General features: G+C 61.3%; 11 protein-coding genes. 7 read left to right on the plus strand and 4 right to left on the minus strand.

Annotated elements, in window-relative coordinates:
* From tssM to C8K58_RS02220, 3 genes are read left to right on the plus strand one after another with little or no spacing between them, the layout of a single operon-like run.
* Nucleotides 1–3,375 carry a type VI secretion system membrane subunit TssM gene (gene tssM, locus C8K58_RS02210; protein ID WP_108572860.1) on the plus strand — a complete coding sequence of 1,125 codons (3,375 nt, stop codon included), beginning with the start codon at nt 1–3 and terminating at the stop codon, nt 3,373–3,375.
* 5 nt (nt 3,376–3,380) lie between these two features.
* Nucleotides 3,381–4,097 (plus strand): PP2C family serine/threonine-protein phosphatase, encoded by a 717-nt coding sequence (locus tag C8K58_RS02215; protein ID WP_108573313.1) that lies wholly within the window; start codon nt 3,381–3,383, stop codon nt 4,095–4,097.
* Nucleotides 4,094–4,936 (plus strand): serine/threonine-protein kinase, encoded by an 843-nt coding sequence (locus C8K58_RS02220; RefSeq protein ID WP_108572862.1) that lies wholly within the window; start codon nt 4,094–4,096, stop codon nt 4,934–4,936. Before C8K58_RS02215 ends, C8K58_RS02220 begins: the two co-directional genes overlap by 4 nt.
* A gap of 8 nt (nt 4,937–4,944) precedes the next feature.
* Here the strand turns inward: C8K58_RS02220 and C8K58_RS02225 are convergent, their stop codons facing one another.
* Complete coding sequence (locus tag C8K58_RS02225; protein WP_027608599.1) at nt 4,945–5,274, minus strand: DUF6388 family protein; 330 nt, start codon at nt 5,272–5,274, stop codon at nt 4,945–4,947.
* A gap of 287 nt (nt 5,275–5,561) precedes the next feature.
* Here C8K58_RS02225 and C8K58_RS02230 point away from each other — a divergent pair, with 287 nt between their 5' ends.
* Nucleotides 5,562–7,637, plus strand: a complete 2,076-nt coding sequence (locus tag C8K58_RS02230) for an EAL domain-containing protein (protein ID WP_098479301.1) — start codon at nt 5,562–5,564, stop codon at nt 7,635–7,637.
* Here the strand turns inward: C8K58_RS02230 and C8K58_RS02235 are convergent.
* From C8K58_RS02235 to C8K58_RS02245, 3 genes are read right to left on the minus strand one after another with little or no spacing between them, the layout of a single operon-like run.
* Nucleotides 7,634–8,467 carry a metal-dependent hydrolase gene (locus C8K58_RS02235; protein WP_027608597.1) on the minus strand — a complete coding sequence of 278 codons (834 nt, stop codon included), beginning with the start codon at nt 8,465–8,467 and terminating at the stop codon, nt 7,634–7,636. The genes C8K58_RS02230 and C8K58_RS02235 overlap by 4 nt on opposite strands.
* 15 nt (nt 8,468–8,482) lie before the next feature.
* Nucleotides 8,483–9,373, minus strand: a complete 891-nt coding sequence (locus C8K58_RS02240) for an SDR family oxidoreductase (protein WP_098479302.1) — start codon at nt 9,371–9,373, stop codon at nt 8,483–8,485.
* Nucleotides 9,370–10,908: an NAD(P)/FAD-dependent oxidoreductase gene (locus C8K58_RS02245; protein ID WP_108572864.1), complete on the minus strand. Its 1,539-nt coding sequence runs from the start codon at nt 10,906–10,908 to the stop codon at nt 9,370–9,372. The genes C8K58_RS02240 and C8K58_RS02245 overlap by 4 nt, the downstream gene beginning before the upstream one ends.
* A 276-nt stretch (nt 10,909–11,184) precedes the next feature.
* On the opposite strand from C8K58_RS02245, the gene C8K58_RS02250 reads away from it, so the two are divergent.
* The 3 genes from C8K58_RS02250 (at nt 11,185) to praA (ending at nt 14,370) form a co-directional block, all read left to right on the plus strand.
* Nucleotides 11,185–12,183: an alpha/beta fold hydrolase gene (locus C8K58_RS02250; RefSeq protein ID WP_092356797.1), complete on the plus strand. Its 999-nt coding sequence runs from the start codon at nt 11,185–11,187 to the stop codon at nt 12,181–12,183.
* Between the two features lie 294 nt (nt 12,184–12,477).
* Complete coding sequence (locus tag C8K58_RS02255) at nt 12,478–13,758, plus strand: alkane 1-monooxygenase (RefSeq protein WP_108572866.1); 1,281 nt, start codon at nt 12,478–12,480, stop codon at nt 13,756–13,758.
* Between the two features lie 117 nt (nt 13,759–13,875).
* Nucleotides 13,876–14,370: an alkane oxidation protein activator PraA gene (gene praA / locus C8K58_RS02260; protein ID WP_027608592.1), complete on the plus strand. Its 495-nt coding sequence runs from the start codon at nt 13,876–13,878 to the stop codon at nt 14,368–14,370.
* The last annotated feature ends 67 nt before the right edge of the window (nt 14,371–14,437 follow it).

Consider the following 14,437-nt stretch of genomic DNA (forward strand, 5'->3'; position numbering starts at 1 on the left):
ATGAACGCATTCTTCAAGGGCGTGGGCACGGCGCTGCGCAAGACTTGGGTCTGGAGCCTGTTTGTGGTGTTCGCCAGCGCGTTGCTGGTGTGGTTTTTCGGGCCATTGCTGGCGGTGGACGACCACCGTTTCTGGCAGGGCGCTCCAGCTCGTCTGTTGACCATAAGCGGGTTATTCCTGCTGTGGGGGTTAGCGATGGTCATGGTCGACTCACGCCGTACCGCACGATTGAATCGGCGCCAGCACCAGGAGCGCCACCAACGCAAGGGGTTGATTGACGAAGAGCGGAGGCAGGTGCGGGGGCGTTTCAAGGAGGCGTTGCACACACTGAAAACCTCCCGTCGTTATGGCGAGCGCAATGAGCGTTGGCGCAACGACTTGCCGTGGTATCTGTTGCTCGGCCAGCAGGGCAGCGGCAGAACCCGTCTGCTGGTCGCCTGCGGATCGCAGTTCCCACTTGATCGGGAGGAAGCGATGGCACCGGGCGCAACCCAGTATTTTGATTGGTATCTCGCCGACGAAGCTGTCCTTGTCGAGAGCGCAGGGCGCTACCTGGCCCAACCTGACAGTGCCGTGGATGGGGCCGGTTGGGCGACGTTTCTGGAGCAGCTCAGATTGCGGCGCAGGGCTCGCCCCCTCAATGGCGTGGTGGTGACGCTGGCGGTGGAGACGCTGCTTGGCAGCAATGATCGCGACCTGGACATGCATGCGCGCCACGTGCACACCCGGTTGCAGGACGTACAGCAGATGCTGCATGTGGATGTGCCGATCTATCTGGTATTGACCCAGGCTGACCGGTTGCCGGGCTTTGTCGAGTTCTTCGATGCGTCCCAGGGCGACGGCGCCGAAGCCCTGCTCGGAGAACCCGTGGCAACAGGTCCGGCCGGTACCGCGATCACCCAGGTTCGCGAAGCGTTTGAGGCGTTTCTGCAACGCCTTGGAGCAGAGCTGATTGCGCGTTTGCATCAGGAACGCAATATCGAACGTCGCGGGCTGATGCTCGATTTTCCTCGGCAGGCTGCGCAAATCGGTGAACGTTTGTGCCTGTTTGTGGAGTCTGCGTTCTCCTCTCATCGCTTTCAGCGTATTAACGGATTGCGTGGCTTTTACCTGACGAGTGCGCAGACTGCCGACAGGCGTTCCTACTTCGTCCAGGGCCTGTTCAAGCGGGTGATTTTTGCCGAGGCCAATCTCGCCGGGCTGCAGACTCCGGAACGACAGCGTATCCGTCGACACCAAGGGTTGCTGGCGTTGGCCGCCTCCCTGGTCATTGTCGCGGCGGGGTGGCTGTGGGCACACAGTTATTCGATCAATCACCAGCGGCTGGTGCAACTGGCGCAACTGCTCAAGCCACAGCCGCCCGCGTCACCCGGTCTGGACGATACCCTGGTGCTCCTGCGTCTGCTGGACGACCGCCTGGCTGCGACCCAAGTGTTTCCAGCGTTGGCGGAGGCCCGTGCGGTGGAGCGGGGCGGCTTGTATCAAGGGGAGGCGAGTCGGCCACTGTTGGTCAGTGCCTATGAAGACTTGCTGCACCAGCAGTTGTTGCCGCTGGTATCTACGATGCTTGAAGAACAGGTACGGGCCAGCCTTGGCGACCGCGAGGGGCTTTTGGACATCCTGCGGGCTTACCTGATGCTCAGTCTTCGCGAGCGTCGCGATAAGGTTTGGCTGGCGCAGCGCGTGGCCGTTCATTGGGCTGTGCGCTATGCCGGGGATGCTTCGGTGCAGAAACGATTGAATGCACATTTTGCACGGCTGCTTGAGCGCCCCTTCGCGATGCCCTTGAACGTTGAGCTGCTCGCCGAGGCCCGCCAGGAACTGCGCGGCGAGTCGTTGGCGGGCGTGGTCTATCGGGTGCTGCGTGACCAGGCGCGTGACCTTGAGCCCTTGCGCCTGGCCGAGGGGAGGGGGTTCGCAGCGGTCGAGCAGCCCATCCCCGGCTTCTATACCCGGCGGTATGTGCAGTACTTCGAAAGGCAGGGCTCTCGGCTGGTGAATGCCATTGTTCAGGACAACTGGGTACTTGGGGAGGACGCAGACCTCAGCAGCCTGGATTTGCGCCAGTTGATGCTGGAGCTCGAGCAACGTTATTTCAGTGAGTACGCCGACACCTGGAGCCAAGCCATTGGCCAGGTGCGCCTGCAGGAAAGTGACAGCCTGAGCCAGCATGCTGACGGGCTTGCCAGCCTGGCGTCAGCGCAGTCGCCGTTGATGCAGCTGTTGCGACAGGTTCGGGAAAACACACGCCTGCTGTCGACCAACGATCCCCTTGAGGATTTCAGCCCGCCCTCCGGCGAGTTCGGGACCAGCGCTTCCAGCGTGCTGCCCAGCCAGCTGCATGGGCAGGCAAAGCCTGATTCTGCCCGGCGTGCACTGCAGCGTCGGTTCGAGCACCTGCATCAATTGCTGGACGCGGATCAGAACCCTGGAGCTGAACTGACGCAGGCGTTGCGGCTGCTCGATGAATGGCATCTGCAACTGGCGGCCCTTAACCGCGAAGCTACCCCAGGGCAGGCGGCATTCATGATGGCCAGGCAACGAATGGAAGGGCAGCAGCCATTGCTGGGGAATCTGCGGGATGCTGCCGGGCGCCTGCCGTTGCCGGTCAAGGGGTGGTTTGAAGGCATTGCCGATGACAGTTGGCGGCTGCTGCTCGATGATGCGTATGTGTATATAAATCAGCGTTACCAAAGTGAGGTCTATGGCTTTTACGCCAAGGCGATCCAGCGTCGGTACCCATTCAACCCACGGTCCGAGAGTGATGTTGCCCTTGGCGATTTCCAGGACTTTTTCAAGCCGCGGGGTGGCATGGCGCGCTTTTATGAAAGCTACCTGCGGGCCTTTGTCAGTGCCGAGTCCGGTCGCTATCGTCTACGCGGCCTGGATGGCCGTAGCCTGGCGCTGTCGCGCTCATTGCTGGACCAGCTGACGAAGGCCCAGGTGATTCGCCAGGGGTTTTTTACCGAGGACCAGGGTGAGTGGGCGGTTCGCTTCACGCTGGCGCCCTATAGCCTGGACCAGGCGGTCAGCCGAGCGATCCTGAGCATTGGTGATCAACACCTTGAATACCGCCATGGCCCGATCGTGCCCATGGCTTTCCAGTGGCCAGGCGAGGCGGACGATGGCCGTAGCAGCCTGGTGCTGGAGCGGGGGGCGGAGCGGCCGCTGGGCATGGAAAAAAACGCTGGTCCCTGGTCGTTGTTCCGGTTTTTCGAGCTGATGCAAAGTGAGCCTGGGAGCGGCCGGGGTTCTCGGCTGCTCAAGGCTGAGCTCGCTGGCACGCATGCCACCTTCCTGCTCAACAGCCATCGCAACCCTGGTCCTTTTCAGATGGCGAACTGGCGCACCTTCCGTTTGCCGGAGCAACTGTGAGGCAGGTGCATGCCGATGGGTGCAGCGCCGGGCGAACGGCGCGAGGCAAGACGCGCGCGCGTAATGAGGATGCGTTCCTCGACTGCCCCCGGCGCGGTTGTTGGGCGGTAGCGGACGGAATGGGTGGGCATCTGGCTGGGGATGTGGCCAGCCACTGGGTCATCAGCAGCCTGGCTTCGTTGCCCGACCAGGGCAGCTTTGACGAACGGATCGATGCCATACGATGCTGCTTGCGACGGCTCGACCGTCAAATGGGGCAAGCCACCACGGAACAAGCTGCCGACGGCATCATGGGCAGCACCGTGGTTGCGTTGCTGCTGGAGGGTAATCGCGCAGCCTGCATCTGGGTCGGGGACAGCCGTTGCTATCTTTGGCGGGGACGACGTTTGTACCAACTGTCGCGGGACCATTCCCTGTGGCAGCAACTGATGGACAAGCAGCAATTGAGCCTGGAGCAGGCCCTGGCGCATCCGGATGCCAGGGCCTTGACCCGTGCCATCGGTGGGCGGCAGCCATTGAGCCTGGCGGTGCTGGAGTTCATTACCCAACCTGGGGATGTGTTTTTATTGTGCAGCGATGGTTTGTATCAGGGGCTCAGCCATGGCGAGTTGGGCAGCACCCTGAGTGTGGGGCCGCCCCGCCAGGTAGTGGATCGGTTGTTTTCCGACGTGCTACGGGGGGCGGCCCAGGATGACCTGACGGCCGTGGTAGTCCAGCCATGAGCGAGGTCGCCGGCCCGCCGAAACTGCTTGCGGGACGCTATCAGCTGGATCGGTTATTGGGCAGCGGTGGCATGGGAGTGGTCTACCGAGCCCGGGATATGCTGCACGAGGCGTTCGGCGAGCCCGACGCGTGGGTGGCACTCAAGTTGTTGAGCGATACGCTTGCCGAATCTTCCGACGGCCATGTATTGCTGTACAGCGAGTTCGCCCTGACCCGGAGCCTGCGGCATGATCACGTGGTCAGAACGTACGCTTTCGAGGTCGATACTCCGCGTCAGGTGGCGCTCTTCACCATGGAACTGCTGCAGGGCAGGACCCTTGACCGCATCCTCTCGGAGTGCCCGGATGGATTGCCGTGGCGGGAGTTGCAACCCATCGCCCTGCAACTGTTGGATGCACTGGCTTATGCCCACAGGCGGGGCGTTCTCCATGGCGATGTGAAACCGGCCAATATCATGCTGGGCGAGCAGGGAGTGCGGCTGTTCGATTTCGGCCTGGGCCATGCCGAGGCGGAGCAGGCTGCGGGGCTGCCCACTTTGAGTCGCAGTCGCTTTAAGGCTTGGACGCCCGGGTATGCGGCGCCGGAACTGGTGGCCGGGGGGAACATCTCCGCCAGGGCCGACTTGTATGGCGCCGCCTGCGTAATCTATGAGCTCGCCCAGGGACGGCGCCCCGGCGAGCATCAGTCGGATCAGCCATTGTCCAGGCCTCGGCAATTACCTCGGCGGTGCTGGCCGGCATTGCGTTCTGCGCTGGCCCTGGACCCTGAGTGCCGAACCATTGCCATCGAGGAGTTGGGCGAAGCGATGAATAGACGACGGCGCTACTGGTTTGTGTAGTGGGGGTGTCAATCAGCCAAATCATGCAGTTGGCAGTATTCGGTCCAACTCAAGCCGGCCATCTGGGCAACTTCCTTGTGTACTTCCAGGCGCCGCGCCTCGAAGTCAGCAGGGGATTGGCTGGTCAGCCTGAGGGTCAGCTCCCAGGCAAACAAACCCAGGCGTTCTGCTTCCGCCTCGAAGGCTTCATGCAGCCGTTCGGCGCGGTACTGTGCCAGGGTTTCACCCTTGGCCTGAGCGGCCAGTGGGTTCAGGGTGTTCAGTTCGGCAGCCACATCGGGATGTTCGTTCAGGAATCGATCCAGCGCGAGCTGGTGGTTATCGCCGGGAGGTGACAAGGGCGTGCTCCAAATCAGGTGGGACCAGGCCTCGGTTTCTGGCCCGGGGCAAGCCGTGTGTGCACAAGCAACACGGATAACGGGTATTGAAGCAGATTCCAGGACCGGTCCAGACCAGAAAATTAAACTATTGGAGATACCCGGCTTTGACTGTCACTCATTGCTGGAAATTCACCGATACCCATGGCAAAGGACTTTCGCTCCCGGTGCCAGGACGTGTAGCGTTAGCCCCGGTGCTTCCGACCCTGCTTTCCAAGGGCAGCGGGCGATGGGCAGAGGGATGGGTCATGGCGCAAACGCTGTTCAAACTTTTCTTTACCCAGCGCCTGGCCGCTTTGGCCAGTGCCGATTCGTTGCGAGCGATCCGCGAAGGGCTGCTGTGGATCTTGCCGTGCCTGCTGGTGTCTGCGGCCTTTCTGATCCTGTCCGAATGCGCTCGGGTGTTGGGCTGCAGCCCGCAGGTGGTAAGCTTCCTGGCGGGGTTGCACAATCAGATCAGTTCGGTGATCCCGTGTCTGGTGGCCGCCTCCATTGGCTACATGCTGGCGATCCAGCACCGCCTGCCGCAATTGCCGGTGGCGTTCCTGTGCCTGGCCCATGTGGTCTTGGCGACGTTTATCCTGCGGGAATATCCCCGGGCATCGGCCACCTTCCTGCTGTTTATTGCTATTGCCTCGCCGCTGCTGAATGTACCGGCCTTGGCCTGGCTGCACCGTTTTCGCTGGACGCGCCTGGTTAATGAAGACCTGGTGGGGTACAACCTGCGAGGCACGATCAATATGGTAGTGCCAGGGGCTATTACCGCCCTGGCGCTGGTGGCTGCGCTGTCCTTGTTGTTGCAGATACCCTATGTGGCGCAGCTGCAGGGCCCCCAGGTGCTCGATGCGCTGGAGTCGCCCTACGGCAGCGGTTTGTTTGTCACCGTGATGAACTCGCTGTTGTGGTTTTTCGGGGTTCACGGCGTCTATGCCATGCAACCGCTGTTTGATGTGCTGGACCAGGCCGTGGTGCTCAACGGCGCCGCGTTGGCAGCGGGCGAGCCAATCAGGTATGTGCTGAACGGCGGCCTGTTGGGCAGCTTTGCCTTTATCGGTGGTTCGGGCGGTGCGTTGTGTTTGTTGATCGCAATCCTGCTGTTTTCCAAGAGCCAGTCCATGCGCCTGGTGGCCGTGGCGAGTTTGCCGCTCTCGCTGTTCAACGTCAGTGAGGTCCTGCTGTTCGGCCTGCCGATCATCCTCAACCCGCGTCTGTTCATTCCGTTTCTGCTGGTGCCTGCGTTGAACGCAATGGTGGCGCTTACCGTGGTGCAACTGGGCTGGGTATCCCCGGCGGTGGCCAGCGTCCCGTTTACCGCACCGGTGTTGCTCAATGCCTACCTGAGTACTCATGGCGACCTGGCGGCCGTCGCGCTGCAAGTGACGCTCCTGGGCCTGGGCACGCTGGTGTATGCACCCTATGTGCGCGCGATTCATCGCCAGGCTGCCGAAGGTGGCACGGTGTACCTCAAGTCCCTGGACATGACCTTCCGCGGCCTGGAAGAAAAAGGCCGGCTGCGCGAACTGGACCCGGTCCTGGCTTCCCACAAGGCGCTGGCGCGCCAGGCCAATGAACTGAATCGCATCCAGCAGATCAGCGATTATGAGTTCTACCTTGAATACCAGCCCCAGGTCTCGACCCGCACCGGGCTGTGTACTGGCTGCGAAGCGCTGATGCGCGCCCGCGATGCCCAGGGTACGGTGCATTCACCCTGGGAGTTCCTGCAATGGCTGGCCCAGGCGCGGTTGATGCCGGACGTGGATATGTGGGTGGCATCCCAGGCGATTCGCCAGTACCAGAAATGGCAGAAACTCGGCTTTACCCTGCCGATGACCATCAATATTTCCAGCGCCACCCTGACCGACGCCGCCCACGGCGAGCGCCTGGTGGAGATCCTCGCCCAGGCCCATGGCCAGGTATCGGTGGAGATCACCGAAGACGCGCTGGTCAGCGATATCCCTGCCACGCGCCAGAACATCCAGAAACTGCAGGGCATCGGCGCCAAGGTCTATATCGATGATTTCGGCACCGGGTTTTCGGCCTTGAGTTACCTGCACCAGTTCCCGGTGGACTTCATCAAGATCGATCGCAGTTTCGTGGTGGCGCAGCACGATCCCAAGGGCGCCCAGGTCCTGACCGGCATGCTGCGTTTCTGCGAAGCGCTGAACCTGGGCGTGGTGGTGGAGGGCGTGGAGACCGCCGAGCAGTTGGCCTTCTTGAACACCGGCGCCGAGCTGATTATCCAGGGCTGGTATTTCAGCAAGGCGTTGCCCGGAGATCAGTTGGAGGGCTTTGTGCGCCAGCGTGCGGCCATGGCGCAGGTCTAGTAGCCGCGCTGGGTCTGTTCGATCTCCTCGACCAAGCGATCGATACCCGCCAGGCGTGCACGGTTGTCGTGATCCCAGGGGTGAAAGCCGGGTTTGAAGTAGTGCAACCACGGCCTCAGCATGCGTGGGAAGACGCCCTTGGGGCCATAAAGAAATTTCAACATGCGCCAGAAGCCTTTGAGGTGCCCACCCGCCTTGCGGTCGGCAATCAACAGACGCACATGAAAATCCAGCACCACCAGCCAGAAAAACACCGTAGTTGTCAGCATGGTCCCGGTGCGCAGCAGGTAACGCTTGGGCCCGGGTTTGATCACCGTGTTCCACACATCAAAGGCCACGGCCTTGTGTTCGGTCTCTTCCAGGGCGTGCCAATACCACATCTGCTGGTAGCCCTTGAGCGAATCGCCAAAGCGCGACGGGTCACTCAGGAGGATTTCCGCGAGCATCGCCGTGTAGTGCTCAAGGGCAATGGTGATCGCCAGGTTGAACGACGGTGCGAAGTGTTTCTTCTGCAGATCGAGAATGAATTTAAGCCGACGGTCCAGGGTGTGCGCCGGAAGCCCGGCTGCTTGCATCAGGTCGTTATAGGCCACATGTTCGCGGCTGTGCATGGCCTCCTGGCCGATAAATCCCTGGATCTGTTTCTTTAGCGCCGGATCGTCGACGCGTTTGCGGTAGTGACGCACGCTGTCCATGAAAAACAGTTCGCCCTGGGGGAACAGCAGCGACAAGGCATTGAAGAAATGCGTGATGAACGGGCCCTGTTCGTGCCAGTCGGTGATGCGTTCGGCGGGCAGGGCAAAATGGAGGTCGCGGCGGATCGGCAACATGATTCGTGCTCCTGTTCAGAGACGGGGCTCGTCGTTGGTTTCAAACACTGGCCTGCGTTGCTTGGGGGCCATGCGCTTGCTGGCCAGCACCACCAGCGCTTGATAGGCCGCCGGCAGGCAACGGGCGAGCAGGTCGAGGAAATACGCGTCGCGGCCAATCAGCACGCGACGCTTGTTGTTGCGCACGCCTTGCAGGATCACCTTGGCGGCCTGGTCGGCATCGGTGATGAAGAGTTTTTCGAAGTCGGCGCGGGCCTGCTGTTCGCTGTGGATCAGGAAGCCGGTCATGTTCGCGTCGATGCGGCTGCTGCGGCAGATATCGGTGCGGATGCCGCCGGGGTGCACGCAGGTGGCCGAGACGCCGCAGCGTTGCAGGTCCAGCTCCTGGCGCAGGGCTTCGGTAAAGCCGCGCACGGCGAATTTGGTCGCGTTGTAACCGCTCATGCCGGGCTGGGCAAACAGGCCGAACACGCTGGACGTGTTGATCACATGGCCGTCGCCACTGGCCTTGAGGTACGGCAGGAACGCCTTGGTGCCGTGGACCACACCCCAGAAGTTGATGCCGACGATCCACTCCAGGTCGGCGTAGTCCACGCCTTCGACCGTACTCGACAGGGCCACGCCGGCGTTGTTGAACACCAGGTTGACCTGGCCATGCTCGGCCACGCAGCGCGCCGCCCAAGCCTCCATGGCCTGGCGGTCGGACACATCCAGCACCTGGGTGGTAATCGTCACCGGCGCCAGGGTTGAGGTCTTGATCAGTGCCAGGGTCTGCTCCAGGCCCTGGGCGTTTTTGTCCGCCAGTGCCAGGTGGCAACCTTCGCGCGCGAGTGCCAGGGCCAATGCGCGGCCCATGCCGGATGCCGCGCCGGTAATCGCCGCCACGCGGCCGTTGAATGACTTCATGAGAAACTGCCTTCTGCGGTGGAGTGGGGCGCCGTGGCCGGGCGGGTGGGAACAGTGAGGGGCAACAGGTCGACCGCATAGTCCTTGAGTGCGAACTGCCGGGTGACCCGCTTGAAGCGCCATGTCGAAGCGGGCCACAGGGTGGTGTTCTTGCCGGTACGCGGGTCGAGGTACCAGCTCTGGCAACCGCCGGTGTTCCAGATGGTGCGCTTGAGTTGGTCTTGCAATTGACGGTTGTAGGCCTGTTCCACCATCGGTTTGACGTCCACCGTGGCGATGCGATGGCGCTGCATCTGCCTGAGCGCGTCGAGGATGTAGGTCACCTGTGCCTCGATCATCAGGATCATCGAGTTATGGCCCAGGCCGGTGTTCGGCCCGATGATCAGAAACAGGTTGGGATAGCCCGGCACCGTGGTGCCCTTATAGGCGTGTGCACCGTCGCGCCAGGTGTCCATCAGGTCCACACCGTCGCGACCGATGATGCAGCCCCGGGGCAGCGGGTCGGTGGCCTGGAAGCCGGTGCCGAAAATCAGGCAGTCGGCCGGGTGCTTGATACCGTCGGCGGTGATCACACCGTCGGCTTCGATGCGCAGGATTTTGTCGGTCACCACCTCGACATTGCTGCGCGACAGCGCCGGGTAGTAGTCATTGGAGATCAGCACACGCTTGCAGCCGATGGTGTAGTCCGGCGTCAGGGCCTTGCGCAGGGAAGGGCGCGCCACTTGTTTGCGAAGGTGGCGCAGGGCGACTTTCTGCACCATTTTCATCAGCCGTGGGTGCAGCGCAAAGCCCAGCACGCGGCCTTCCAGTGCCCAGTAGAAGGCGCCACGCACCAGACGCTGGGTAACAGGCAGGTGCCTGAACAGCCAGCGTTCGAACGCTGAAATCCCGCGGTCGGGCTTGGGCATGATCCACGGTGGCGTGCGTTGGAACAGATCCAGGTGCGCCACCTGCGGCGCAATCTGCGGCACGAACTGGATGGCACTGGCCCCCGTGCCGATCACCGCCACGCGCTTGCCCTTCAAGGCGTATGCGTGATCCCACTGCTGGGAGTGGAAGCGCTTGCCCTTGAAGGTGTCCAGCCCCGGAATCTCCGGCAGCGCCGGGCGTGCCAGGGCGCCCATGCCCGACACCAGCACCCGCGCACTGACGTGGCGGCCATCGCTGAAACTCAACTGCCAGCGTTGTAGCTGTTCATCGAACACCGCGCGCTTCAGGCCCATGCCGAAACGCAGGTAGGGCGCCAATCCGAAGCGCACCGCGCAGTGTTCCAGGTAGGCGCGGATTTCCGCTTGCGGCGCGAACTGTCGAGTCCAGTCCGGGTTGGGTGCAAAGGAAAACGAATACACGTGGGACTGCACATCGCAGGCGCAACCTGGGTAACGGTTGTCCCGCCAGGTGCCGCCGAGGGTGTCGGCCTGCTCGGCGATAAAGAAGTCGGTGAACCCCGCTTCCTTGAGTTTGATGGCCATGCACAGGCCGGCAAAACCCGAACCGATGATGGCGATGTCGATGGAATCACTGTGGGCATTCATAGGCGGTCCTTCATGGGCATCGGATGTGCTCCTGTTTTTTGTTGTGTCTTTTAGATAGAACACCATTGCAAAGAAAAATTGAATTAATTATTTTAAAAAAGATTTTAAATAATCTACCTGAAAATAGCGCCTACGCTAGGACCTTGTGCCTTATGTGCGACTTGTCCGACGGACGAGCGTGGTACGCACGCCGTTCAGGTCCAGGGTGTGGACGTTGGCCGAGGCCTTGATCAATTCCGGTCAGGTCGCCGGTCACAGGGAAGCCGAGGACGAGCTATGGCTGTGCAATGGGTGACTGCTGCAGGTGTGCTGGTGGGGGCAAGTGCGGTGCTATGGGGTTTCAGCGCCTGGATGACACGGCGCATCGAAGCCGCTGTTCCAATCAACGGGCGCTTCGTGGAGGTGGATGGCGAGCGCTTTCATTATGTGGAAGAGGGCAAGGGCCCACCGCTGGTGATGATTCACGGGCTGATGGGCAGCAGTCGCAACCTGACCTATGCCTTGTCCGGCCAGCTGCGTGAGCACTTTCGGGTGATCACCCTCGACCGTCCCGGGTCAGGGTATTCCACGCGGCATAAAGGTACCGCTGCGGACTTGCCGGCCCAGGCGCGGCAAGTCGCGGCCTTCATCAACCAGCTTGGCCTGGACAAACCCCTGGTGCTCGGGCATTCCCTCGGCGGCGCGATTTCCCTGGCCCTGGCCCTCGATCATCCTCAGGCTGTATCGGGCCTGGTGTTGGTGGCACCGTTGACCCATCCCCAACCCAGGTTGCCGCTGGTGTTCTGGTCGCTGGCGGTGCGACCGGCCTGGTTGCGACGCTTTGTGGCCAATACCCTCACCGTGCCCATGGGCCTGTTGACTCGACGTTCGGTGGTCAAGGGCGTGTTTGCGCCGGACGCCGCTCCCGAGGACTTCGCCACCCGGGGCGGCGGCTTGCTGGGGATGCGCCCCGACAACTTTTACGCTGCCTCCAGCGAGATTGCGCTGGTCAACGACTGCCTGCCCGGGATGGTCAAGCGCTACCCCCAACTGACCCTGCCCATCGGCCTGATCTATGGCACGCGGGACAAGGTGCTGGACTTTCGCCGGCATGGCCAGGCCCTCGCCGATAAAGTGCCCGGCCTCAAGCTGCAAGTGGTGGAAGGGCGTGGCCACATGCTGCCGATCACCGCCACGGCGCGGGTGGTCGAGGCCGTGCTGCACGTGGCCAAGCGCGTGCGCCCGGTGGAAACGGCCACGGTCCTGCATCCGCCCTTTGCCTTGGCGAACAAATAATCGTGGCCCTCATTGTCGGGTCGAACGTCGCAAATGCCTGCCCTAGAGACCTGACCAAACAGCTGAAAAACAGACTGTCCAGTCACGTAAAAAAGGCCTCGAAAAAGTAGTTGACGACCTAACGATTCCGCGCTATTTATTTAAAAAAATATTTCAATATTTATTTTGAAATGATTTTTGAAATGCCTAAGAGCGAATAAAAATGAAAAAAACGTCTTTTATCGCATGGTTGATTTCCCGGAGCACCCAGCGCTCCCTGAACCTGTTTTCCGCCTGCCTGCCAAGGAGGCTGCCATGAACCGGACTCTGGCAGCGCCAAGCATTTGGACCGACGGCAAGCGCCACCTGTGGTGGCTGGGCATCCTGCCATTGGCTACTCCTCTGTTGTCCGGCGCCCTCGCCATTGCCACTGGCATCCAGCAACTGTGGTGGGTCGGTGTACTGGTGATCTTTGGCCTGATCCCCCTGATCGACGGGCTGCTCGGCGAAGACATCAGCAACCCGCCCGAATCCGCCGTCAACCACCTGGAATCCCAACGCTACTACCGCTGGATCGTCTACACCGGTGTGCTGTTCGTCATCGCGTCGGTGGTGATTACCGGATGGCTGGCCGCCGGCGGCATCGACTGGATCATCCGGGGCGGCCTGCTGCACGCCACCGCCAACCTTGAGCCTTCCAGCTGGCTGGCCCACGCCGCCGGTTACATCACTGAGCGTGCGCAACTGCATGGCCAACCAAGCTGGTTTACCTACCTGGGCATGGCCATGTCGACCGGCGCCGCCACCGGTATCGCGATCAACACGGCCCATGAACTGGGGCACAAGCCTAATGCCCTGGAAGTGTTCCTCGCCAAGGTCACCCTGGCGCCGACCTTCTATGGGCACTTCTACACCGAGCACAACCGTGGCCATCACGTGCGCGTCGCCACGCCGGAAGACCCGGCCAGCTCGCGGCTGGGTGAAAGTTTCTGGGCCTTCCTGCCGCGCTCGGTGTGGTTCAGCGCACACTCGGCCTGGAACCTGGAGCGCGAGCGCCTGCGCAAACTCGGCCTGCCGGCCTGGCATTGGAAAAACGCTGTGCTCAGTGCCTGGATGTACAGCGTGGTGTTGTGGGGCGCGATGATTGCCTGGCTGGGGGCTGCGGTGATTCCGTTCCTGGTTATCCAGGGCATCTACGGCTTCTCGTTGCTGGAAGTGGTGAACTATGTGGAGCACTACGGCCTTAAACGCCAGAAGTTGCCCAACGGTCGTTATGAACGGTGTTCGCCTCGGCACTCCTGGAACAGTAATCGGATTGTCACCAATATCTTTCTGTTCCAACTGCAGCGGCACTCCGATCACCACGCCAACCCGACGCGCAGTTATCAGTCGTTGCGCCACTTCGATGAGTCGCCGCAACTGCCTTATGGTTACGCGAGCATGATTGTCTGGGCCTATGTACCGTACTTGTGGCGGCGGCGCATGGATCATCGAGTCCTTAATCATTATGCCGGGAATATCACCCTGACCAATCTTCAACCTTCACAGCGTTTGAAGTACCTGGAGAAGTACAGCGGCAGTGCCAAGCCGTTTTGATCTGAAGTAACACTTAGTGTTGTCGTGTACTCGGGGCCTGATTGCCGCGCAGGATTTTATCGCCCCGAGAAAGTGCTTTGACCCGAACAACAATAATTAAAGGGAAGGACATACACCATGCAAACACCTGCCAAGTTCACCACCCATATCGTATTGGCCGTGCTGGGCCTGATCGCCTATCACCAGGCCCAGGCCGCGCGTATCGAACCGGCGGGCAGCGCCTTTACCGCCCAGGGCCCGATCAGCTTCTCCAAAGGCGCGCTGATCAGCGCCGATTGCACCATCAAGGTGGCCGGCAAGGTCGCTGCGGACGGTTCCTCGGTCAATGTCGACAAAGTCGAATTCGACGGCGGCCTCAAGTGCAGTCGCGTCGAAGCCATCAACTTGCCGTGGATCCTGGTCGCCAAAGATACCAGGAGCGGTTCCATGTCGAAGATCAGTGTGGATGTTCACGCCTTCGGCCTGGGCGGCAAGTGCGGGCCTTCTACCGCCGATGGCACCTGGGATAACGCCACCGGCAAGTTGGAAGCCGCCAATGTACCGATTGGCGAAGACTGCAAGATCAAGACGGTGTCGATCAAGATGCCGCCGAACTTCAAAGTTGTTGAATAGCGTGCTGCGGTAATTGAATTGAAATTTGGCTGGAAAGGGAAGTTCTGCAGTTTCACCGTGACCTCTC

Origin of the sequence: Pseudomonas sp. GV047, from assembly GCF_003058245.1 — a bacterium.
In the GTDB taxonomy this organism is placed as follows: domain Bacteria; phylum Pseudomonadota; class Gammaproteobacteria; order Pseudomonadales; family Pseudomonadaceae; genus Aquipseudomonas; species Aquipseudomonas marginalis.